Origin of the sequence: Neorhizobium fuzhouense (genome assembly GCF_042611105.1) — a bacterium.
Classification (GTDB): Bacteria; Pseudomonadota; Alphaproteobacteria; order Rhizobiales; family Rhizobiaceae; genus Neorhizobium; species Neorhizobium galegae_A.
The window spans coordinates 65,967-88,676 of sequence record NZ_JBHFFP010000014.1; the positions used below are offsets into that span (position 1 = coordinate 65,967).

Consider the following 22,710-nt stretch of genomic DNA (forward strand, 5'->3'; position numbering starts at 1 on the left):
GGTTGTTTCAATGTTTTCTATTGATATGGTGAATAGGTGGAGGAGCCCATGCGTTTCAAAAATCTGGATCTCAATTTGCTGGTTGCGCTCGACGCGCTGATCCGCCTGCGCAATGTCAGCCGTGCGGCCCATGAGATGTTCATCACCCAATCGGCGATGAGCAATGCGCTAGGTCGGCTGCGCGAATATTTCGACGATCCGCTGCTGATCCAGGTCGGGCGAACCATGGAACTTTCGCCGCTTGCCGTCTCCCTCGAGCAGCCCTTGCGCGACATCATCGTGCGCATCGACGGCGCTGTCGTTTCGACGCCGTCATTCGATCCCGCGGATTCACGGCGTGTGATCGGAATGGTGGTTTCCGATTATTCGCTTCACACGCTTGTGCCGATTTTCCTGGCGATCGCTGCGGCGGAAGCACCGGGCCTTCAGTTCGACTTCAAGCCGCAGCAGAACTTCCCTCATCTGCTTCTGGAAAAGGGCGAAGCGGATCTTCTGATCGCTCCGTCAGTGTTCTGTTCCACCCAGCATCCCTCGGACATTCTGTTTGCCGATGAAATCTGCTGCGTCACGGATTCTTCCAGCCGTTTTGCAAAGGGAGAGAGGATGACGAAAGAGCAGTTCGAAACATCAGGCCATGTGGTGATGCGGCCGCCCAATGGCGGAGAAAGTTTTGCCGAGCGCGCGTGCCGGGAAATCGGTCTCGCCATTCGGGTGGAGGTCACGACATTCGCCTTTTCCACCTTGTCGGTGCTTGTGCGCGGCGGCAACCGTCTGGCACTGGTCCAGAAAAGCCTCGCCACCGAGATGATCAAGACCGGGGGGCTTTCCATGGTTGAACCGCCGCTCGCCTTGCCGCTGCTTGAACAATCGGTGCAGTGGGACAACTATCGCTCCCGAGATCCGGCCCTGACCTGGGTTCGCGAAAAGCTGAAGTCTGCCGCAAGCAGTCTCGATGCTCGGGGGCAGGGGCCTCAGGATCTTCAGGCATTACGGCCGTGAATACATAATATTCCCAATCAAAATTTTACAAATGCCAAGTTCCTGCCGTACCCAAGAGCGGGGAGATCATCAGACACTATCCGGCCTGAAGCGCCATGAGCGGATATTAAACGCTCTGACGTCATCGTTGCTGCGCATTTGTCGCCATGAGCTTGGTCGGCGCCACAGACCGTTCCAATCGTCATTCGGCCGGACGGCGCGGCGATCTCCTGGAGGGAACACGGACAGCCAGCTTGCCGGCTGGCGTCGGGATCATGAGGAGGACGAATTGAAGATCTGCAAGAGCATGTTCGTGGCCGCTTTGGCCTGTATGGCTGTGCCCGCCTTCGCGGCGGAGAACGGCAACAGCCAATACGCACCCGGCGCATCGCAATTTTATGCGGGCGCGATACCACCCTATGAGGGGTTCTATTTCCTGTCTCAAACCAGCTATTTCACTGCCGACCGCACCAATGACGGCCATGGAAACGAGATCCCGATCGATTTTAGCGTCAAGGCTGCCGTCGAAACCATGCGCTTCATGTATGTCTCGGATATCAAGATCGGCGAAGCGCAACTCTGGGGGCAACTCGTCCTGCCGGTGATTCGACTGGATCTCGATACCGCCTTCGGCTCCGACGACGCCTTCAATATCGGTGACGCCACGACCACAATTGGCCTCGCCTGGCATCCGGACAGGAACCAGACTTTCGTGCTCGGCCTCGACATCGGCATACCGACGGGCCCCTACGATCAAAACGCGCTGGCCAATACGGGCTTGAACCATTGGTCCATTCAACCGACCCTGGGCTATCATTATTCGGATCCGGAAGGACTGGAATTGGCAGCCTCGGCACGCGTGATCTTCAACACGGAAAACACCGCGACGGACTACAGGAGCGGCAACGAATTCGTGCTGGACTACGCCGCCGGCTGGAATTTCGGCAAGATCCGCGCCGGAGCCGTCGGCTACTTCATCAAGCAGTTTACCGACGACAAGGGGCCAACGACTGCTGCGGATGGCCATCGCGGCGAAGGTTTCGCCATCGGCCCTTCGCTGACCTACAGCTTCAATCCGGAGCTGCAGCTCAGCGCCTCGTGGCAGCACGACGTCTACGCGGAAAATCGCGCTCAAGGCGACGCGGTCTGGGTGAACTTCGCGACAAAATTCTGATGCGAACGTGTCTTGCGATCTGATCAACCGCGTCAGCAACGCGAAGGTGGACTTGCTCGCTCGCTGCTGTCGACTTCGTCTTCTTGACCCATTTATGCAGCGTGGCTGGCGATCAGCAGATTTTGGCCGCGATTGATGCTATAGAGGGCCGCATGTCGCTGGCCGCGCTCAGGTGGTGTCCGGCGATCTTTCGGCTCGAGTGACGAACAGTGAGGCTTGGACTTCGAGGTTCTTCCTCGCATGCCCAGATTGTAAGGATCGGAAAAGTATCGTACTGCGATGAACGCCGTACACCCTCTTTTCCCATTGGATTACCATGGTCAAGGCCTTTGTCACGTCCGTCGACGTCGCTCAAAGAGCAGGCGTTTCGCGTTCTGCCGTGTCCCGGACATTCACGGAAGGCGCCAGCGTCTCGCCTGAAGTGCGTCGCAAGGTGCTTCAGGCCGCTCAGGAACTGGGCTATCGCGTCAACAGACTCGCTCAGGGCCTCAATAATTCCTCGTCCAATCTCGTTGGCGTGGTTGGGGCGAACCTTTCCTTGCCCTTCATGGCAAAGCAGTTGGATATGCTCAGCATCGGGTTGTTGCGGCGCGGCCTGCAATGCTTGCTTCTGAATGCTGCGGATGCACGAAGTGACATTGCACCTCTCATCGAACTGATTTTCGAGTTTCGGGCCCGCGCGATTGTCGTCCTGTCGGGCGAGCCACCAATGTCCATCGTGGATGAATGTCTTGCCAATGGCGTCAAGCTCATCGTCATCAACAGACAGCTCGCCCGGTCCGACACCGACATCATCCTCAGCGACGACATTGCCGGCGCAACGCTTGCGGCAGAACGCCTGAAGGCGGCGGGATGTCGAAAGGTCGCCGTCGTGACAAGTGCATCCGGAACGCCGACCCAGTTGCGCCGGTGCGAGGCTTTTTCCGACGTCATGACCGCCGCCGGCACGGATATCGTCGTCTGGCATGATGGCCCGACAACCTATGAGACGGGACTGAAGGCGGCCCGGGAGCTTCTGTCTGACCGACAGATTGATGGAGCGTTTTGCGTAACCGATATCATGGCCATCGGCTTTCTCGATGGCGCTCGAAACGACATGGGGCGCCGCGTGCCGGAAGATCTGTCCGTCATCGGCTTTGACGACATCCCGCAGGCCTCCTGGCGAAGCTACGAACTGACGACGATCGCTCAGTCGTTTGAAATCCTGACGCAGTCCGTTCTGGAGGCGCTCGATCATGAGCTTGGTCAATCCGTCATCACCAATATCCCTGTGACGCTGATCGAACGCAACACCGTCCGACGCTGACCATCTCCAGTCTGTAGCGGGTTTTCAATTCAGTCAGCAAATACGTGCTTGCGCTCGATGAACACGTGTGCAATGTTGCACACGTGTTCAAGGGAGAGGAATGCGCATGCCTGCATCAATGACCTATGCAAACGATCTGGATGGCCGCGCGCAATTGTGCCGTGATGTCATTCTCTCTGCCGGAGCCCTGGTCCTTGAAGGCTTTGAGAATGGCAAGGCGGCTGATTTTTCGATGAAGGGACCGCAGGATTACCTCACGGAAACCGACGCGGCCTCCGAAGCGCATATCCGTCAGCGCATTGCGGCAGCCTTTCCGGAAGACAGCTTCTTTGGCGAGGAGGGCGGCGGGGACATCCGTGAGCGGGTCTGGGTGGTCGATCCGATTGACGGGACTGCCAATTTTGCCCGCGGCATTCCGCATTTCTGCATTTCCATCGGCTATGTGGAGGAAAATGTCGCAAAGCTTGCGGCGATCTATAATCCGGCACTGGACGAGCTGTATTTTTGCCGGGCTGGCGAGGGGGCGACCCGCAACGGTCAGCCGATTTCGGCCGCCCGGACGACCCGCTTTGACATGGCATCCGTCGAGCTGGGCTGGTCGACCCGCATCCCGAACACCCGATATCTTGAAGCAATGACGCGGCTTCTGGATAAGGGCGCCAACGTGCGACGGGCAGGGTCCGGTGCCATGGCGCTCGCCTATGTCGCGGATGGCCGGTCGGATGCCTATGTCGAACTGCACATGAATTCCTGGGATTGCGTGCCGGGCCTGCTGCTGGTGGCCGAAGCGGGCGGACGCGTCTGCCCTTTCTTTGAAATTGGGTCTTTGCAGGCGGGCGCAGCAGTTCTTGCAAGCGCGCCCGCAATTGCCGATGGCGTTAGCGACGCGGTCGGCATCGTGCTGGCTGAACCGCTGGACAGGCGCGAGAGGAACCACGCTGCCTGAAGTGGGGGGATCGCGCCAAAATCGCGATCTGCAGAATGAACGGCTTGGAGCGCCGTCTGGGAGGAGAGACAGAGTGACCCTAATTTCAGAAACAGCCAGTCGCGATAGCCAGCGCTGGATGCGCCGTGTGGCGCATTTCGTCTCGGCGCCGGAGCGGCTGATTGCCCTGGGACTTGCCATCCTGCTTGGGCTCCTCGTCATCGTGCCGCTGTTCCAGCTGGTCCGGGAGACAATTACTGTCCAGCCTTATGATTCTGCCTATCTGCCCGGGCGGCAGCCGGGAGAACTGACGCTTTTCCACTACGAGCGTGTCTTTGGCAGCCGGCTTTCCTGGGCACTGTTCTACAAGCCGTTCATGAACTCGCTGGTGACGGCGTTCGGGGCAACGATCATTTGCCTGGCGCTGGGCGCCCTGCTTGCCTGGATCGTTGTGCGCACCAACGTACCCTATCGCGAGTTCGTCAACACGGCGGTCGTGCTGCCTTATATGCTGCCATCCTGGGTGATGGCGCTTGCCTGGGTCACCTTTTTCAAGAATGACCGGGTGGGGGGAGCGTCCGGCGTCTTTGCCTATCTTTTCGGCGTGCAGCCCCCCGATTGGATCGCCTTTGGCGGCATTCCCATCATCATCTGCCTGTCCCTGCATTATTATGTCTACGGCTTCCTGATCATTTCCGGCTCGCTTGCCACGGTCGACAGCCAGCTTGAAGAGGCGGGCGCCATTGCCGGCATGTCCCGGCTGCGGCAGTTCGTGTCGATCACCGCGCCGCTTGTTCTTCCAGCCGTCGGCTCGGCCGTTGTCATGACCTTCATCCGCGTGATCGGGTCGTTTGGAACGCCCGCCGTGCTCGGCATGCCCATCCGTTATTTCGTGCTGCCTACGCAGATCTACGCTGCGATCGGGTCGCGCAATGTCGGAGATGGCTATCTTTTGGCACTCGTGCTGGTGCTGATGGCCATTCTCTTCATCTGGATCAATCAGCGCATGATCGGCGTGCGCAAGAGCTTCGTGACCATGTCCGGCAAGGGATTTCGCCGGCGCGAAATCGATCTCGGCCGTGCCCGGTGGCTGGTCTTCGCCTTTGTCGTGGCGCTCATGTGCTTGACCGTCGTCCTGCCGCTCGGTCTGCTGGTCCTGCAGTCCCTGTCGCGCACGGCGGGAAATTACGATCTGTCCAATCTCACACTGCATTACTGGATTGGTGCACGCGGCGGCGTCAACGCGCTGTATGCGGGTGTCTTCCAGAACCCGCAGATCCTGAATGCCGCCTGGAACAGCCTTCGCCTGGCATTCTTCACGGCTCTTGCCACCGGCATTCTCGGCTTCCTCATCGGTTACGTGGTGGTGAAGACACGCGGAAGCCTGTCGTCGCGGGCGCTGGAGCTGGCAGCCTTCCTGCCTTACATCTTTCCGGCGGTGGCATTTGGCGCCATCTATATCGGCATGTTCTCGCGACCGGTCGGGCCGATCCCGGCACTTTACGGGACATTTGCCTTGCTGGTTCTGATCGCAGCGGTCAAGAACCTGCCCTACACATCGCGCACCGGCATTGCCGCGATGCTGCAGATCGACAAGTCCCTCGAAGAGTCCGCACGCGTGCAGGGCATAGGCTGGATCAGCCGTGTTCGCCACATCGTGGCACCTCTTGCCGCCTCGGGACTGGTCTCCGGCATGCTGTTGAGCTTCATCGGCACGATGCGCGAGCTATCTTTGATCATCCTGCTTGTCACGCCCTCCACGGCGGTCCTTGCAAGCGTGATCTATACCTATCAGACGGATGATGTTCCCCAGTTGATCGGAGCGGCAACGCTGCTGCTCGTTGCATTGGTCGTGGGCTGCAACATCCTGTTCCGGCTGGTTTTCCGCAATACGAAGATGGGGTTTGCTTGAGGAGGCAACCTTTGCAACAGGGAGGAAGAATTCACATGGGACTGTTCACGAAACGGGTGGTGATTGCCACAGTTGCATGCCTTATCGGCACCGCAGCCTATTCTGACGATGCTGCATTCGATGCCTGGCTGAAGACGGCAGAGCTTGGTGCGCACCAGCCGAAGGAAGAAAACTGGGAGGACGTCGTCAAGAAGGCCAAGGCCGAAGGGGAGGTCACCATTTATTCCTCCTCCTCTTCCGTCAATGCGCTGGCCGAGGATTTCATGAAGCTTTATCCGGAGATCAAGGTCACCGCCTATGATCTCGGCTCGGAAAAGACGATCGAAAAGGTGGTGCGAGAGCAGCAGGCGGGCATCTTTGCCGCAGATGTTGTCAACACTGCCGGTACCGCGCAGATGTTCTACGACCTCCTGCCCAATCACCGCATCGTCAATTACGTGCCGCGTTACTTGGAGGACAAGATCCCGACCGAGTTGCGCGAACCGCTCTTGACGCAGGTGATCGAAGCCACGGTGCTCATGTACAATGCCGACACCTACAAGGACGCACCGCCGGTTACCAATGTGTGGCAATTGACGGAACCCGCCTGGAAAAAGCGTTTTGCGATGAAGAGCCCGCTTGGCTCCCTCACATCGCTGGCACTTTTGACCTCGATCGTCGAGCACGCCGATGATTTTGCCAAATCCTACGAAAAATATGCCGGAAAGCCGCTCGTCCTGTCCGACGGCATCGAAAATGCCGGCTATGAATTCCTGCACCGCCTCCTGAAGAATGACCTTGTCATCTACGATTCCGGCTCAAAGCTTGCGACGGCCTCCGGTCTGAAGGGACAGGCAAAGCCGCCGATCACCTTCTCCAGCATGCATTACATCAACAAGAACGGCAGCGACGATTATGCCAATGCCGTTCTCTATGACATCGATCCGGCCGGTGTATTTGCCTATTCGACCTATGTGGCGATTGCCGGCCAGGCAACGCATCCCAATGCAGCCAAACTGTTCATTGCCTTCCAGATGGGGTCAAAGGATCTGACCCCCGATACCAAGCTTGAAAAGCCTTACCGCGACGGCGAAAGCCTTAAGAAGCTGCAGGGCATGGCCGCCTATTTCAAGGTCGGTACATTTTCGCCGCGCACGGATGTGCCTTTGCCCAAGGACGGAGAGAACTGGCCGAAAGTGCGCAAGATTTTCGGATCGGCTGAATATCAGCGCGACCATGTCGCCGAAGTCAACGATTTCTGGGTGGTCGAGACCAGCAACTGAGGAAAACCAGAGCGCCGGGTTGTCGTGACAACCCGGAAAGCTTGGGGAGGAAATCTGATGAACGAAGTGTCCTTGAAAGGCATCACCAAATATTACGGCTCTCACTTGGCCATTCCGCCGCTTGATCTGGAAATCCCGAAAGGGAAATTCGTGACGCTGCTCGGGCCATCCGGTTGCGGCAAGACGACGACGCTGCGCATCATTGCGGGGCTCGAACAGCCCTCCGGCGGCGAACTGACGCTTGCGGGAAAAACGGTTTATTCCGGACGCGACAGCAGCTTCGTGCCGCCGGAAAAGCGCGGTCTCGGCTTCATCTTCCAGAGCTATGCGCTCTGGCCGAACATGAAGGTCGACAAGAACATCACGCTGGCGCTGCATCAGGCAAAACGTCCGAAGGACGAGATTGACGCACGGCTGGCCGAGGCGCTGAAGAAGGTGCAGCTGGAACAGTATGGCTCGCGTTTCCCATCGGAACTGTCCGGCGGCCAGCAACAGCGTGTGGCCGTTGCGAGATTGATCGCTGCGCGCAATTCCATCCTGCTGATGGACGAGCCGCTGTCCAATCTCGATGCGGTATTGAGAACGGAAATGCGAACGGAACTGAAGCGCCTGTCGCGGGATCTTGGCGCGACCACGGTCTACGTGACGCATGACCAGGTCGAGGCGCTGACCATGTCCGATATCATCGTGGTGATGAAGGATGGCGTCATCCAGCAGATCGGCAGCCCCTACGAAATCTACCATGAACCGGCCAACCTGTTTGTGGCCGAATTCATCGGCGATCCACGGATCAACGTCTTTGAAGGCATTCTCGAGCAAAGAGGCGGCAGGAGCATACTGAAGCTTCACGGGATTGAGGTCTTGCTCGAACAGGTCATCGCCCGTGACGCCGGGCCTGTGACCTGCGCGATCCGGCCGGAGCATTTCAATCTGCATGAGGCTGCCCTGGACCAGGGCCTTGCCGCAGACGTCGATGTCGTCCAGCCGACCGGCTCGCAGACCATCCTCTCGCTCTCGGCCAACGGCACACCGATGACCGCGCTCATTCCGCGCTTTGTCGAAAGCTGGCCGAACCGCAAGGTTTGGCTGGAATTTGCCGCGCGCAACATGATGGTCTTCGATCCGAAGACGGGCAAATTGATAACCGCGACGACGGCAGTCAGGACGCATTCGAACGCCGCCTGAGATTGAACGGACAGTCGAACCGGCTGCCGGCATGAAGGAACCCACCCTTCTGAAAGGGTGGGAGTTCCGAAGGATTGGTAATTTTGACAGGGAATGAACAGCATGAAAGCCCCGGTATATTCGCGACCGGCTATCAGCCTGATCACGCAAGGGCTCGCCCCGCACAATTCGGCGCTCTATATCGGCGGGCTTGAAGGTGCACGCGATCTGGATCTTTTGAAGGAACACGGCATTACGATCGTCGTGAACTGTGCCATCAATCTCGACATCAACTTCGTGCGCAGTCCAAGCCTTGCCGAAGACGGCGCACTGTGCGCGAGCGGTTATTCCGATATACGCTATTACAAGCTCGGCATGATCGATGGCGGCGGCAGCCCCGATACCATGATGCTCGGTGGCTACTACATCCTGCAGGGCGCCTTGAACCAGACGCTTCCCCGGCGTGAAACCTATCCGTTCAAGGACGGCGGCAATGTTCTGGTCAATTGTCGCAGCGGACGCAGCCGTTCCGTTTCGCTGGTTGGACTGTTTCTGCACAAGCAGCAGCCGGACCTGTTTCCAACGCTGGACGCGGCAATCGCGCATATCCGCGACAAGCGGGAATTGCGTGAGGACGAGTGGTTCGAAACGCCCAAGCCCATGCTCTACGAGGCGGCAAGGCGGGCGTCCGACTGGATCGATCTCGTCGAGGCCAGGAAGGCGGCCGATGCGACATCGTGATCTGCCCGCGGTCGCCGTCATTGCCGATGCTCATTACCATGATCTCGAAGGCGATTATGGTTGTGACGGTGTAGAGGTGAATGGACAGCGGCTTGCCGTGCGCAGCTGGGCTGAAACGCGTGCGTCGACGCGCGTTTTCAACGAAAGCTTTCAGGCTCTTCCCGCCGCATTGGACGAGATCGCGGGCCGCGGCATTCGCCACGTCGTGCTTCTCGGCGATTATACCGACGACGGCCAAAGACAGACGACGGATGCCGTTGGGCGTCTGCTGCAGGAGTATCGCCGGAAACACCGGCTGTCATTTTATGCGATCCCCGGAAATCATGATGTCTTCGCGGCCAATGGCAGGCATCATTCAAAGGGGTTTCTTAGCGGATCCGGCAGTTCCGTTATCGTCACCAGCGATGCGAAGGTGGCGGGGTCGAACCCGCAGGCCTGCCTCAGCGCGCGGATGTACTGCGAAGGGTACCCGCTTGGCCTGTTGCCGATCGCCGACTTCGGTCTTTTCGCGCAACCCGAATACCTCCATTGGGAAAGCCCGTTTGGCCGCTCCGACAGCATTGAGGATCGGCAATATCTGGTTTCCTCGGCGGATGGCCGTTCGACCTTCAGTCTGATGGATGCGTCATACCTCGTCGAGCCCGCAGAGGGGCTCTGGCTTTTGATGATCGATGCCAATGTGTTCGAGCCGCGCGACGGCTATCATGATCCCTGTGACGATGAGACGTTCATCGACAGCACGGCCGCCGGATGGAATGCGGTTCTGCGTCTGAAACCCTTCCTGATCGACTGGATCAGGGATGTTCATGCACGGGCCAGAATACTCGGCAAGACCGTCCTGTCGTTTTCCCATTATCCGGTGATCGACCCCTTCGACGACACGACCGGATCGGAGGCGGCGCTCTTCGGCAACACCAATGTCGTGCGGCGCACGCCGGTCGGAGCGGTTGCCGATACTTTGCTGGGAACCGGCATGAGGGTTCACTTCAGCGGGCATCTGCATGTGGAGGGAACGACGCGCCGTCACCTTGACGGCTGCGAACTGGTCAACATCGCCGTTCCTTCTCTCGTTGCGTTTCCCCCGGCCTTCAAGGTCGTGCAACCCGGCAGAAGCCTGCCGGACGTGGAGACCGTGGGGCTTTCGCACCTCCCGCTCGATCCGCGCCTGATGGCGCTCTATCGTCTGGAAAGCGCGTTCAAGGGGGAGGTGCCCGATCCTGCCTTTGACACGCCCTCCTACGGCGACTTCCTTTTTGCCCATACGAGGGCACTGGTCACGCACCGATATTTTCCAAGGGAATGGCCACCGGAAATCGTCGAATATGTCGCCACGTCCAATCTTGCCGAGATCGGCCTGCTGATGCTGGCCGGGGAGAGGCGGGAGGGCGAGGAACCCCTTTCGGCCATCTCCTGTCGCAACATGGGCCTTCTCGAAGACGAATGCGCCCGCTTCGGCCTGACCATGGAGGCCTTGAAAGCAACCTCGATGATGGATCTGGTGACGGACTGGTACTGCTTGCGGCAGGCCGGTGCCTTGGCACTTCCGTTCATTTCCGCCGAGCGGTTGGCCATCTACCACCTGCTGACCGGTCGTCTCTTGGCCCACAGCCCCTCAGGTTCACCGGAGACTATGGCCGCGTTCCTGTATGTCTTTCTGCATTGTCTTCGGCGCTGGATGGAAAGGGCAGGGGTCGCGCCGGATGAGCGGCCTCCTTGTCTGCGGGCATAGGGTGTAAACGGAACGGAAGACACACCGATGGCATCCACAATCGTCATGATCAACCTGTTCGGCGCGGTTGCCTTGCTGCTGTTCGGCCTTGCACAGGTCAAGGACGGCGTGACGCGGGCCTTCGGAGCCCAGTTGCGAACCGGCCTTGCGAGCGGCACGCGGGGCAGCCTGCGCTCCTTTGCCTCGGGCTTCGTGGCAACGGTGGCCCTGCAGAGTTCCACCGCAACCGCGCTGATGGTGGCTTCTTTCGTCGAGCGTGAACTGGTCCAGCCGCGCATGGCCCAGCTTGTTCTGCTAGGCGCCAATGTCGGAACAGCCGTTACGGCCTGGATCGTTGCAGCGGGCGTCGCATGGCTGTCGCCTCTGATCATCGGAACCGGCCTGGTGTTCTATCGCGGTGGCTCGACAGCGCGAAAGGGGGCTGGATTGGCGCTGGTCGGCATCGGGCTGATGCTTTTGTCGCTGCACCTGCTCAGCAGCGCGACGGAACCGATGCGGGCATCTGCGGCACTGGCCGCCTTTATCGGTTTGCTGGACAATGCCTGGCCGGTGGCCATGATTTTTTCGGCGGTCATTGCCTTTATTTCGTCCTCCAGCCTTGCGGCCATCGTCCTGATCCTCTCCCTGGCATCGGCAGGCATCCTGTCACCCGGATTGATCATCGCCCTTGTTCTCGGGGCAAACCTTGGCGGCGCCATTCCGCCCGTCATGGCCTCTTTACGGGGGGCGGCGGCGGCCAGGCGGGTGACGCTTGGAAATCTGATCGTGCGGGCCATCGGTTGCCTGGTGGCCTTGCCGCTGGCGGGCTTCGGTGCTGATCTCCTCATGACGCTGCCGTTTGGACCGGCCAATCTGCCGGTCGATGCGCATCTGGCGTTCAACATCGGACTTGCCCTCGTCGCCTGGCCATTCTCGCGCCTGCTTGCCCGCCTGATGCAGCAACTGGTTCCCGACGATGCGCAGGAAGACACCGGGCCGAAATATCTCGACATCCACGAACTGTCGACGCCGACCGTGGCTCTCGCCAGTGCCACGCGCGAGGTTTTAGGCATCGGCGACCTCATCGAGCGCATGCTGATGCGCGCGTCCGATTCCTTCGAGCGGGACAATCTGGCCAAGCTGATGGACATCCCGCCATTGGAAGCGCGTGTGGACAGGCTTCAGCAAGAGGTCAAGGTCTATCTCTCCAAACTCGGCCGCATGGGTCTCTCCCCGGAAGACAGCCGTCGTTCCATCGATATCATCGACTACGCGATCAATCTCGAACATATCGGCGATATCATCGAAAAGGGTCTGCTGGCGCAGGTCACAAAGAAGGCGACGCTCGGCCTCAGATTCTCCGAAGACGGTCACCGCGAGCTGCGCACGCTGTTTGAGTTGACGCTTGATAATGTGCGCATCGCGCAGACCATTTTCGTCACGCGCGACTTCCGCCTTGCCCGCCAGATGATGGAAGTGAAAGTCGAGGTGCGTCGTATGGAAAAGGAATCCGCCGAGCGCCATATCGAACGACTGCGTGACGGGAAGCTGGAAAGCCTTCAGACGAGTTCGCTGCATCTGGACATCCTGCGCGATCTCAAGCGGATCAATGCCCACATCGTCTCGGTCGCCCATCCGATCCTGGATAACAGCGGTCTTCTTATCGAAAGCCGCCTTCGCTCCGTTGCAGAGTTGGATTCAGAGCCGGCGGGTCATTGCGTGCGTCAGTCATAACGCGTGCTTGAGGCTCCAGGATCAATTGATCCACCATGTGACGATAGCTGCGATGTAGCAGGTTGCTGCGAAGTTTATCATAAGCTTGTCGTATCGCGTCGCGACACCTCTCCAGTCCTTGAGACCGCAGAGTATTCGCTCAATGCTATAGCGTCTTCGGTAGGCGATCGGTTCGAACGGTCGTATCCCCTTCGTTTTGATTGTCAGGAATGACTGTTCCATGCCGCGCGTTGTCAGGAAGCTGCGCAAGGCACCGCTGTCGTAAGCCGTATCTGCGGCGCAGAGACGTGTTGGCGGCAGATTTATAAGGAGCGGGATGGCAATGGGTGCATCAGCGCGTTGCCCAGACGTTATTCGCAACGCGGCTGGATTGCCGCAACCGTCGACAACCGCATGGATTTTGTCGGTATGCCGCCTCTTGATCGACCGATCGCTTCAAAATCCGCCCTCCTTTTCTGCCAGCGGAACAGCGGTGGGCCTTCGCGGTGGCGCTATCGAACCTATGAATGTCCCGGTCGGCCGTTTTGCACCTGAGCCCAAATAGTCGGAATGGCGATGGGCCCCACCAGACCAGTTGTTCGGGATCGAGGTGGTGTTGCAAGGACCTCTATCGCTCCCTCGATCGAGCCACATCGGCGCCGGCCTTGCCTGGAAGGCCGCCCTGGCCCCCGGCATAGGTTTCGACTTAGGGGTAGGAGCAGCCGCTTGCCGGATCTGTTCCACCAAGGATGAGCGCATTCATGCTGCCGGTCGAAGCAGCATTGGGCCTTTCCGGCCTCATCTGGTTGAATGCGCCGATCAGGGCTGTGAGAAATGGATCGTAACTTTGACTTCGCCGCGATATGTCTCGTCACGATAGCGACGAATGCCTTTTCCGGCTGAAGGCGTCATAGTCTCCAACTTCAACGGACGAATATCGCCCGGAAATCATTGACGTTGGTGAGGGTAGGGCCGGTTTTGATCAGATCGCCAATCCCTTCGAAGAACGAGTAGCTGTCGTGCGAGGATAGGAATAGCTTCGCATCAAGACCGGCTTGCTGAGACCTCGTCAAAGTGCATGGCGATACAATCGCGCCGGCTGCGTCTTCCGTACCGTCTATGCCATCTGTATCGCCTGCGAGCGCCCATATACCGTCATTGGCTGCAAGTGCCACGGCAAGGCCGAGCAGGAATTCGGTGTTGCGTCCACCACGCCCGGGCTGAGCGGCTCCGATTGATACGGTTGCCTCTCCGCCGGACAAGATGACAGCTGGTCCACGAACAGGTTTTCCTTGGGTTCGAGCGGAAAGCGCGATACCCGCCATGACCGTGCCCATTTCACGGGCCTCACCTTCCAGTGCGTCGCCCAGGATCAGAGTGCTGACACCGGCATCGTCTGCGACACGTGCGGCAGCAGCCAAGGCCAGGGAGGGGGCGGCAATAACCCGGACATTGCTGGAGAGTTCTTCACGCTTCGGGGTTTCATGACCCATTTCAAGCACGGCCTGCGCGCGCGCCGGCAACTGGATTTGGCGCCGTTGCACGATTTCGCGGACCATCTCGATGGTCGATTCGTCGGCGACCGTGGGCCCGGAGGCGATGTCGGACGGGTCGTCGCCCGGTACGTCCGAGATCACCAGCGTCAAAACGCGCGCCGGCCGCGCCGCCATCGCCAGACGTCCGCCCTTGATCAGCGACAGATGTTTGCGCACGGCGTTCATCTCGCGAATGGTGGCGCCACTCTTGAGCAAGGCCTTGTTCACGGCCTGCTTGTCCGACAGCGTCATGTCTCCTGCCGGAGCCACGAGCAGGGCTGACCCCCCGCCGGAGATCATGGCGATGACGAGATCGTTTTCCGAAAGCCCCTGCACCGCCTCCAGGATGACGCGGCCTGCCTTCAGGCTCATGTCGTCCGGTACCGGATGCGACGCTTCGATAATGCGAATGCGCCCTGCCGGGACCGCGTGTCCGTAGCGTGTCACGACGATACCGGAAACATCGACATCGGGCCAAGCGGCATCGAGTGCTGCCGCCATGGCAGCCGATGCCTTTCCGGCACCGACGACGATGCATCTGCCGGCTGGCTTCGGCGGCAGGTTGCGCAATACGGCCGTGGATGGGGCCGCACTTTCGACGGCAGCATCGAACATCCGGCGCAACAGGGATCGAACGGTCTGATCATTCCACGACATGGGCGATGTCTGCCTTATAAGTGCGGGGACTTCGGCTTCCCGATCCACCATCTATCGGAAGCTCGACCGTCATTACTCCGCGACGGTGAGTGCTCTCATGCTGCCAGCCAGAGATAGGCCGCACCGGTCCAGGAGAAGCCGAGACCGCCACATCCCTCGCCGGTGATTGGATCGAAATATTCGGCAAAACCTTCTGTTTCGATGGCAGCGACTGTGTTTGAGCGCAGGGCCTCTGCCATCTCTGTCTGGCCATTGCGGGCCAGTCCGTCGATCAGCAGCCAGTTGATGATCGCCCAGGAGGGGCCACGCCAGTAGCGCTTAGGCTCGAAACTTTCGACGAACGGCTTGGTGGTCGGAAATGCGACCTTCATGTCGTTCGACCAGAGCCGCATTTCGGCTGCAGCGGCGCCGCCCATGCCGGCATCCAGATCGAGTGCGAGCAAGGGAATGAAACCGGCCTGGGTCGGCGCCTCGATATCGGCGCCGGAGATCAGGTCACGCGAGACGAAACGGGAAAGCTCCGGTCGCCACTGTGCCATGAGGGCGCGGCGGGAGCGGTCGTTATAGATGGAAAGTTCCTGTGCGGCCTGGTCGAGATCGAGCATATGGGCCAGATGTTCGAGGTCTTCACCGGCCTTCAGGAGGATCGCGGTTGTCTGCACTTCGGCCACCTTGAACGGCGCCTTTTCCCACTGCTTCGCCGGATCCCAGCCGCAGGCGGCATAGGTATCGACCAGATGGATGAAGCGGCGGTAATCCTCGTCGCGGGGGCGCATATCGGCGTTGACATGTCCGGTATCCTTGCGCACGACCGCGGTGTCGGTCGTCGTCGGGACGCGGGCAAGTGCAATATCCCAGGCCGGCGAGTTGTCGCTGCCGCTTTCCCACGGATGCAGCAGGGCGACGAGGCCGGTACCTTCAGGATCCCGGGCCGCATACCACCAGCGGTGCCATTTCAGCGCCGCTTCAAAGAGCGCAATGGTGCGAGCGCGGCCATTCTCCACGCCGGCTTTTTCTGCGGCTTCGTGGACAACTCGCAGGGCCATGCCGAAGACCGGTGGCTGGCTTATTCCCGATGTCGGAATCGTGTGACGGGTGCGCCAGACACCGGGGCCTGGAAAATAGGTGTCACTCGGCTGATGGAAGACGATATGCGGGATCATTCCATCAGCCCACTGGCCTTCGATCAGGCGTTCCAGTTCGCGATAGGCACGGTCGATGTCGTAGGTGGCAAAGCCCATGGCGACGAAGGCCGAATCCCAGTTCCATTGGAAGGGGTAGAGCCTGTCGGTCGGGACGGTGTATCCACCACGATCATTGGCGGCAAGGATACGCTTGGCCTCGTCAAAGTGCTTGGTCATTCGAAAAACTCCAGATCTTTCAGGCTGCAGCCGGATAGGAAACGCCATCCACAGGCGACAACCAGGTGACGCGCTTGGCGTCGAGGGTGAGGCCGATCGTTTCGCCATTTCGGACGGTTTCGGTGGCGGGCAGGATGACGCGCGCCGGCTGACCGAGAATGCTGCCGGTCAGAAGCAGATGCGATCCCATTGGCTCGGCCACACGGACCTGCATTTCCAGACCTTGGCCGGTCGGTGCCCGTTCGACTGTCTCGCCGCGCAGGCCGAGCACGATGTCGCCGCTGCTGGCTGGAACGGAAAGGCGCTCGCTGCCGAGCGTGACCTGTCCGTCGAGCACCGGCATTGTGATGAAATTCATCGGCGGGTTGCCGATGAAGCCGCCGACAAAGCGGGTTGCAGGATGATTGTAGACTTCCACCGGTGTGGCGAGCTGTTCGATACGTCCGTCATGCACGACGGCGATGCGGTCTGAAAGACCCATGGCCTCGGTCTGGTCGTGAGTGACATAGATCGTGGTGGTGCCCGCTGCCTGCAAGACGGTTTTGAGTTCCGTGCGCATTTCAAGGCGCAACAGCGCGTCGAGGTTGGACAGCGGTTCGTCCATCAAGAGTACGCCCGGTTCCACAGCGAGCGCACGCGCAACGGCGACGCGCTGGCGCTGGCCACCCGACAGCTTGTTCGGATACCGGTCGAGATAGGGTTCGATATGCAGCAGGCCTGCCGCCTTCTCGACCTGTTTCCTAACGCGTGCGTCATCGGCCTTCTGCATGCGCAGGCCGAAGGCGACGTTTTCATAGACCGTCATGTGCGGGAATACCGCGTAGTTCTGGAACACCATGGCCAGCCCGCGGTCTTTCGGGGGCAGTCCGATGACCGAGCGGCCACCGATGCTGATGTCACCTGACGTGGCGGTCTCCAGGCCGGCTATAATGCGCAGAAGCGTGGTCTTGCCGCAGCCGGACGGGCCGAGCAGTGAGACGAACTCCCCGTCGTTTATCGTCAGCGAGACTTCCTTGAGGGCCTGAAAGGCGCCAAAACTCTTGCGGATATTGTCGATGACAATGTTGGCCATGATTTTTTCCGTTACTTGGAGGAGATGCCCCAGATCGCGAAGAGGTAACGCCTGACCGCGAAGATGAAGACAACAGAAGGAAGGATGAGCAGCAGGCCACCGGCAAAGCGGTAATGCATCGGGCTTTCCGACAGCACCGTCAGCAGATAGGCGGTTAGCGTGCGGTGACGCACGGTCAGCACCGAGGCCGCAAACACCTCGTTCCACGAGATGACGAAGGCAAACACAGCGGTTGCCACCAGGCCCGGCAGCGCAAGGGGTGCAACAACTTTGAAGAAGGCCTGGATACGGGTGCATCCGAACACCCAGGCGGCTTCTTCCAATTCCCGTGGAACGCCGAGGAAGATGCCCTGTGTCACGAGAGCCGCGAATGGCAGCGCGAGCACGGTGTGGATGAGGCCAACGCCGACGACCGTGTCATAGAGACCGAGACGGATGAACGAGACGGTCAGCGGCAACGCCAGGATCGCAAGCGGAAAGGCGCGGGTAAGCAGGACGAGAAGCCGGAAACTGTCCTTGCCGCGAAAATCATACCGTGCCAGCGCGTAACCTGCCGGTGCACCGAGCAGGATCGACAACGCAACCGTGATGCCGGCAGCCCCGAGCGAGTTCAGGAACGACTGAAACACACCTTCCGTCTGCAGGAAAAGGATGAAGGGCTGCAGCGACACATTGGTCGGCAGGATTGACTTCGGCCACTGATAGACGCCGGTGCGACCGCCCAGTGCGCCGAGCGCGACCAGATAGATCGGCACGAGAACCCAGGCGCAGAGCGCCACGATGCCGCTCCACAGAAGGAACCGGCGGGCGGAAATGAAGCCGGTATTGCTGGCTGTGCTCATGGCAGGCGCTCCGGATCAACCTTGATGACCTTGAGATAGAACAGGGTGGCGGCCAGCGAGATGACCATGATCAGCACCGCATAGGCGGCGGCCACGCTGTAATTCTGGTTCTGGTTCTGCCAATTGTAGGCTTCACCGACGAGGACCGGGAAATTGCGTCCGCCCAGCGCGTAGACGACGGCGAACACCTCGAAGGCCAGCACCGTGCGCAGGATCAGTGCCGACTGCAGGGCAGGGCGGATTAGCGGCAAGGTTATCCGCGTGAACCGTGTCCATGGGCTTGCGCCGAAGATTTCGGCTGCTTCCTTGAACTCCTTCGGCACCTGGTTGAGACCGGCGACGATGATGATCATCACGATCGCGGTGCCGCGCCAGATTTCGGCGATGGCGATGCCGACAAACAGTGCGACAGGCGTTTGATAGGTCAGCCAGGCCGTCTGCCGCTCGATGAGGCCCATGCTGAACAGCAACGTATTGAGATAACCGGTATTCTGCAGAATGGACAGCCAGACCATGCCGGCGGCAAGGTCGGAAATGCCGAGCGGTATCGTCCAGATCCACAGGATGGTTTCGCGGCCGCCATTGACCTTCGACACCATCGTGCCCATCGCCAGCGCCATGACGATCTGGATCGGCACGACGGCGAGCGTCAGCAGGAAGGTGTTCAGGATGGAACTGCCGAAATTGATATCGCTCACCATCGTCTGCATGTTGGCAAGCGACGGCACACCATTGTCGGACACCGCAAGCCACAGCGTCTGTACGAGCGGAACGACGAACAGCAGGCCTAGAAAAACCACGGTGGGCAGGATCAGCAGATAAGGGATCCAGGATCGGTTTTGGGTCATCGGCTCTCGCTTCTCAAAAGCAGACCTCGGTCATTTGGATTGGACATCATCTAGAAAGGCCGCGGCGGTCAGCCGGTGGGAACCGTTCGATCGACGCAGCGATGTGTGACCGGACATTCTCGTTCGGTCACCATCAGCTGGGAGGCTCTCTTTATTCGACGGGGCAGGGGCCGTCGCTTTTCGCATCGGGTGCCCAGCACGCTGCCTTGGTGTCGGCCGTCAACTTGGTCATGGCTTCACCCTGCGCCTTGAGGACAGCATCAATCGGCTCGTTCTTCAGGATGATGCGCTGGAAGGCATCCATATAGACCTTGTTAAACTCGCCGCCTTTGTCGCCAAGCCCGACTGGCAGCAGCGAAATCACCGCGTCCGGAGCGCTTTGGGTCGCGGTGACGGCGCCTGCCAGCAACGCCACCCCCGGATCGAGATCCGGCGGCAGCTTCACATTGAGCGTCGGGAAGAAGCCGACCAGCGATGCGGTCTTCAACTGCACTTCCTGGGTTGCGAGATGCTCGATGATCGCCGTGGCACCGGCCTTGTCGGGCGCACCCTTGGGAATGGCAAGACCTGCGACGACCGGCATGTAGCCGCGTCCCTTCGGACCGGCCGGTGCCGGGAAGACGACATACTGGTCCGGAGATGCGGAGATAGCGTTCTTCAGGCGGGCGACGTGATCCCAGGCAACCATGACTTCACCCGCAGCCAGCGGCTCCTGCATGAAATCGTAATTGGTCGAGGTCGGCGCGACGACGGTCCAGAGTTCCTTCAGCTTGGCCCAGCCGGCTGCGGCATCTGCATTCCTGAAGGTGCGCACCACGCCCCCTGTGAAGGACGGGTAGAAGTAACCCTGGAAATAGCGGGCCATCAGCCCCTTCGGTCCGGCCGGAAAGCCGATCTGGGGCGCTCCGGTCGCTTCCTGCATCTTCTTGCCCCAAGCGATCAACTGATCGTAGTCGAGCTTGTTGATGTCTGCGCCTTCGGGCAGGTATTGCAGCGCGTCCTTATTGGCGGCCATCACATAAGTGGCCTGCATCCAGGGAATATATTGCTGTTCGGTCTTGCCGAGCTTGCCCAGATCTAGCAGCGCTTGTGGCATGCCGGCACCGGCGAGCTTCTTGGCGAGATCGTCGAGCGGTTCAAGCGCCTGCCTGTCGGCGAGCGGCGACAATTCACCATGCAGGGCGCCGACGAGACTGATCGTGTGTTTGCCCGCCTGCCGTTCGGCCTCCATGCGCACGGCAAACTGAGGTGGTTCTTCGACGACATAGTCGGCCGGCTTGTCGAGACCGCTCAGCAATTCCTCGCGCACGGCCGTTGCTTCCTCGATCGGGCGTAGCTGGGTGGACAGGAAAACGGTCTGGGCTGCGGCCGGCACAGTGATGCCGATGGCCGCCGAGGCCAGGATTGCGAGTGACAACAGGTTCCTCATTTTTCTCCTCCTTGTGTCGTCAGTTGTGATTTTTGTTCATTTCGCCAAATGGGCGGCGATGGCTGTCGCGATCGACAAATTCGATCGCATGCAGTTCCTGCAGAGTGTCAGCCGGTTCGCCGGCAATGGCTCTCAGCAGCAGCGATGCAAAGCTGCGCCCTAGATTGCCGCCGGTCATGCGCATCGTCGAAAGCGCCGGGCTGGTGAAAGACCCGATCGGCAGGTCGTCATGGCCGACAAGGCTGATCACGTCCCCTCCATCGACCTCGCGCAGCGCCCGCAGTGCACCGATCGCCATTTCATCGGTGGCGCAGACCAGCGCGGTCGGCCGATCGGTCCGGTTCAAGATCGTCAGCGCTGCCTCGTAGCCACCCTGTTCGGTGGGAGACTGTTCGACGCAAAGATCTGCCGGCAGGTCGCAATCCTGCATCGCCGACTGCCAGCCTTTCTTGCGTTCATGCGCAAAAAAATACGTCTGAGGGCCGGCGATATGGCCGATACGCCGATGGCCTGCCTCATAAAAGCGCAGCGTCGCCCGACGAAAGCCGGACAGACCATCGCCATCGATGAAGGGATGCGGGGTAGACGATTCCGTGCGGCCATTGGTGACGAAAGGGATGCCGCGAGACTGCAGAAATTCGACGCGTTCGTCCTGGCGCTTGGTCCGCACCAGAAGCATGGCGTCCACCCTCTGCCCGTCCACGAAACGTCGGCACATGTCCAGCTCGCTTTCGCCGCTCGGAACCGGTGCAATGACAAGATTGAGGCCGGCAGCGGCGAGGTGCTCTGCACAGCCGGAGAGCATTTCGAGGAAATGGGCAGGGCCGATATGACCCGGTTCGCTCGGCAACGTCACGGCCACCAGTTCGGCGCGCTGCTTGCGCAATCGGCGGGCCGATGCATTGGGACGGTAACCAGCCTGATCTGCCGCCTGTCGCACACGTTCTCGGGTGGCCGCCGACACATCGGCATACCCATCCAATGCGCGCGACACCGTGGTGATTGAAAGCCCCAGCGACTGGGCAAGTTGCTTCAGATTGGCCATATCTCCTCCCGAGATGACGGAAACATCTCCCAAAACGTTTTGGGAGTCAATACCAAAACGTTTTGGGGGATGTTCAGGGATCTATACGGGCACCAGAGACGCGACTGAAGGACTGTCGGAATGTCATGGTTATGGGATCAAAGAGGCAATATGCGCCTGTTCCAGGTGGAGCTGACCTTCGACGATGCCAATCGCGACATGAAAGCCGCCATAATTGAAGTCCGCCCGTATGCATTTACGCCCGGCGGGCGGAGGCAACGACCAAAGCCGTTCTCGCAGAGATCAGGTCGGCTTCCCCGTCCTCGGCTGTCGGTGACAAGATTATGGCTTCGATCAAAGGGCATACAGGATGCGCCAACCCGCGGATGGACAGGCAGCATTTCTCGGCCGTTTGCGTCGGGCCATGCTGGCAGAGGCAGTCACCAGATGCCTGCGCTCTTATACAGGTTCCATAATTCGACGTTACGCTACAGCCCACGTTCGGCTTGCACGAAGCGATTTATATTCAATTGCTTAGCGCATTAAGTCGCGGGTCGACCGTTCGAGTCCTTTCAAGACCAACATGACGCGCACCCGCGGCTGGTGTCAGCGCGGCGAGCCACTCATCGCAAAAGTCCCTCATGGTCATTGGAAGACGCTGACGTTTCTGGCCGGCCTGCGCCGCGACAGCATCGTTGCCCCCTTCGTCCTCGATGGCCCGATCAATGGCATCGCCTTTACCGCATGGGTCCAGCAAAGCCTGGTCCAACTCTCAAGGCTGGCGATATCGTCATCCTCGACAATCTCGGGAGCCACAAAGGAAAACGAGCCCGAGACGCGATCCGAGATGTCGGCGCACATATCTTTTTCCTGCCGCCATACAGTCCAGACCTCAATCCCATCGAGATGATGTTCGCCAAGCTCAAGACGCTCGTCAGAAAGGCGGACGAGAGAGCCGTCGAAACAACATGAAGACGAATAGGAGAACTCCTCAAGGCGTTCAGTCCGCAGGAGTGCTCAAACTATTTTAGACATGCAGGTTATGGTTCAATTTAAATC

Annotated in this window: 18 protein-coding genes and 1 pseudogene; 11 read left to right on the forward strand and 8 right to left on the reverse strand. The window is 59.7% G+C overall.

Annotation, left to right across the window (positions count from 1 at the left end):
• Positions 1–48 precede the first annotated feature (48 nt).
• From ACEXP3_RS21425 to ACEXP3_RS21470, 10 genes are all read left to right on the forward strand, one after another.
• Positions 49–999, forward strand: coding sequence for a LysR substrate-binding domain-containing protein (locus ACEXP3_RS21425; protein ID WP_377299195.1), 951 nt, complete (start codon positions 49–51; stop codon positions 997–999).
• A gap of 268 nt (positions 1,000–1,267) precedes the next feature.
• Positions 1,268–2,152, forward strand: a complete 885-nt coding sequence (locus tag ACEXP3_RS21430) for a SphA family protein (RefSeq protein WP_377299197.1) — start codon at positions 1,268–1,270, stop codon at positions 2,150–2,152.
• 316 nt (positions 2,153–2,468) lie between these two features.
• Positions 2,469–3,458, forward strand: a complete 990-nt coding sequence (locus ACEXP3_RS21435) for a LacI family DNA-binding transcriptional regulator (protein ID WP_377299199.1) — start codon at positions 2,469–2,471, stop codon at positions 3,456–3,458.
• 100 nt (positions 3,459–3,558) lie between these two features.
• Positions 3,559–4,404 carry an inositol monophosphatase family protein gene (locus tag ACEXP3_RS21440; protein ID WP_377299201.1) on the forward strand — a complete coding sequence of 282 codons (846 nt, stop codon included), beginning with the start codon at positions 3,559–3,561 and terminating at the stop codon, positions 4,402–4,404.
• A gap of 73 nt (positions 4,405–4,477) precedes the next feature.
• Complete coding sequence (locus ACEXP3_RS21445; RefSeq protein ID WP_377299203.1) at positions 4,478–6,295, forward strand: ABC transporter permease; 1,818 nt, start codon at positions 4,478–4,480, stop codon at positions 6,293–6,295.
• A 35-nt stretch (positions 6,296–6,330) separates the two neighbouring features.
• On the forward strand, positions 6,331–7,557 hold the full coding sequence (locus ACEXP3_RS21450) for an ABC transporter substrate-binding protein (protein WP_377299205.1): 1,227 nt from the start codon (positions 6,331–6,333) through the stop codon (positions 7,555–7,557).
• 57 nt (positions 7,558–7,614) lie between these two features.
• A complete protein-coding gene (locus tag ACEXP3_RS21455) occupies positions 7,615–8,742 on the forward strand; it encodes an ABC transporter ATP-binding protein (protein WP_377299207.1) in 1,128 nt (375 codons plus the stop codon).
• Between the two features lie 102 nt (positions 8,743–8,844).
• A complete protein-coding gene (locus ACEXP3_RS21460; RefSeq protein ID WP_377299209.1) occupies positions 8,845–9,462 on the forward strand; it encodes a dual specificity protein phosphatase family protein in 618 nt (205 codons plus the stop codon).
• Positions 9,449–11,191, forward strand: a complete 1,743-nt coding sequence (locus ACEXP3_RS21465) for a metallophosphoesterase (RefSeq protein WP_377299211.1) — start codon at positions 9,449–9,451, stop codon at positions 11,189–11,191. The genes ACEXP3_RS21460 and ACEXP3_RS21465 overlap by 14 nt, the downstream gene beginning before the upstream one ends.
• A gap of 27 nt (positions 11,192–11,218) precedes the next feature.
• Positions 11,219–12,904: a Na/Pi cotransporter family protein gene (locus tag ACEXP3_RS21470; protein WP_377299213.1), complete on the forward strand. Its 1,686-nt coding sequence runs from the start codon at positions 11,219–11,221 to the stop codon at positions 12,902–12,904.
• Between the two features lie 21 nt (positions 12,905–12,925).
• On the opposite strand, the gene ACEXP3_RS21475 is transcribed toward ACEXP3_RS21470, so the two are convergent.
• From ACEXP3_RS21475 to ACEXP3_RS21510, 8 genes are all read right to left on the reverse strand, one after another.
• Positions 12,926–13,327, reverse strand: coding sequence for a transposase (locus tag ACEXP3_RS21475; RefSeq protein WP_377299314.1), 402 nt, complete (start codon positions 13,325–13,327; stop codon positions 12,926–12,928).
• A 479-nt stretch (positions 13,328–13,806) separates the two neighbouring features.
• Positions 13,807–15,075, reverse strand: a complete 1,269-nt coding sequence (locus tag ACEXP3_RS21480) for a glycerate kinase type-2 family protein (protein WP_377299215.1) — start codon at positions 15,073–15,075, stop codon at positions 13,807–13,809.
• A gap of 95 nt (positions 15,076–15,170) precedes the next feature.
• The gene (locus ACEXP3_RS21485; RefSeq protein WP_377299217.1) at positions 15,171–16,436 is read right to left on the reverse strand and encodes an MGH1-like glycoside hydrolase domain-containing protein; all 1,266 of its coding nucleotides are present in this window, start codon (positions 16,434–16,436) and stop codon (positions 15,171–15,173) included.
• Between the two features lie 19 nt (positions 16,437–16,455).
• Complete coding sequence (locus ACEXP3_RS21490) at positions 16,456–17,508, reverse strand: ABC transporter ATP-binding protein (RefSeq protein WP_377299219.1); 1,053 nt, start codon at positions 17,506–17,508, stop codon at positions 16,456–16,458.
• A gap of 11 nt (positions 17,509–17,519) precedes the next feature.
• Positions 17,520–18,350: a carbohydrate ABC transporter permease gene (locus ACEXP3_RS21495; RefSeq protein WP_377299221.1), complete on the reverse strand. Its 831-nt coding sequence runs from the start codon at positions 18,348–18,350 to the stop codon at positions 17,520–17,522.
• Complete coding sequence (locus tag ACEXP3_RS21500; RefSeq protein ID WP_377299223.1) at positions 18,347–19,198, reverse strand: carbohydrate ABC transporter permease; 852 nt, start codon at positions 19,196–19,198, stop codon at positions 18,347–18,349. Before ACEXP3_RS21500 ends, ACEXP3_RS21495 begins: the two co-directional genes overlap by 4 nt.
• A 151-nt stretch (positions 19,199–19,349) precedes the next feature.
• The gene (locus ACEXP3_RS21505) at positions 19,350–20,627 is read right to left on the reverse strand and encodes an ABC transporter substrate-binding protein (protein ID WP_377299225.1); all 1,278 of its coding nucleotides are present in this window, start codon (positions 20,625–20,627) and stop codon (positions 19,350–19,352) included.
• Positions 20,628–20,646: 19 nt separating this feature from the next.
• Complete coding sequence (locus tag ACEXP3_RS21510; protein WP_377299227.1) at positions 20,647–21,672, reverse strand: LacI family DNA-binding transcriptional regulator; 1,026 nt, start codon at positions 21,670–21,672, stop codon at positions 20,647–20,649.
• A 556-nt stretch (positions 21,673–22,228) separates the two neighbouring features.
• Between ACEXP3_RS21510 and ACEXP3_RS21515 the strand changes: the two are divergent.
• A pseudogene (locus ACEXP3_RS21515) lies at positions 22,229–22,707 on the forward strand (IS630 family transposase); the annotation flags it as partial.
• Between the last annotated feature and the right edge of the window lie 3 nt (positions 22,708–22,710).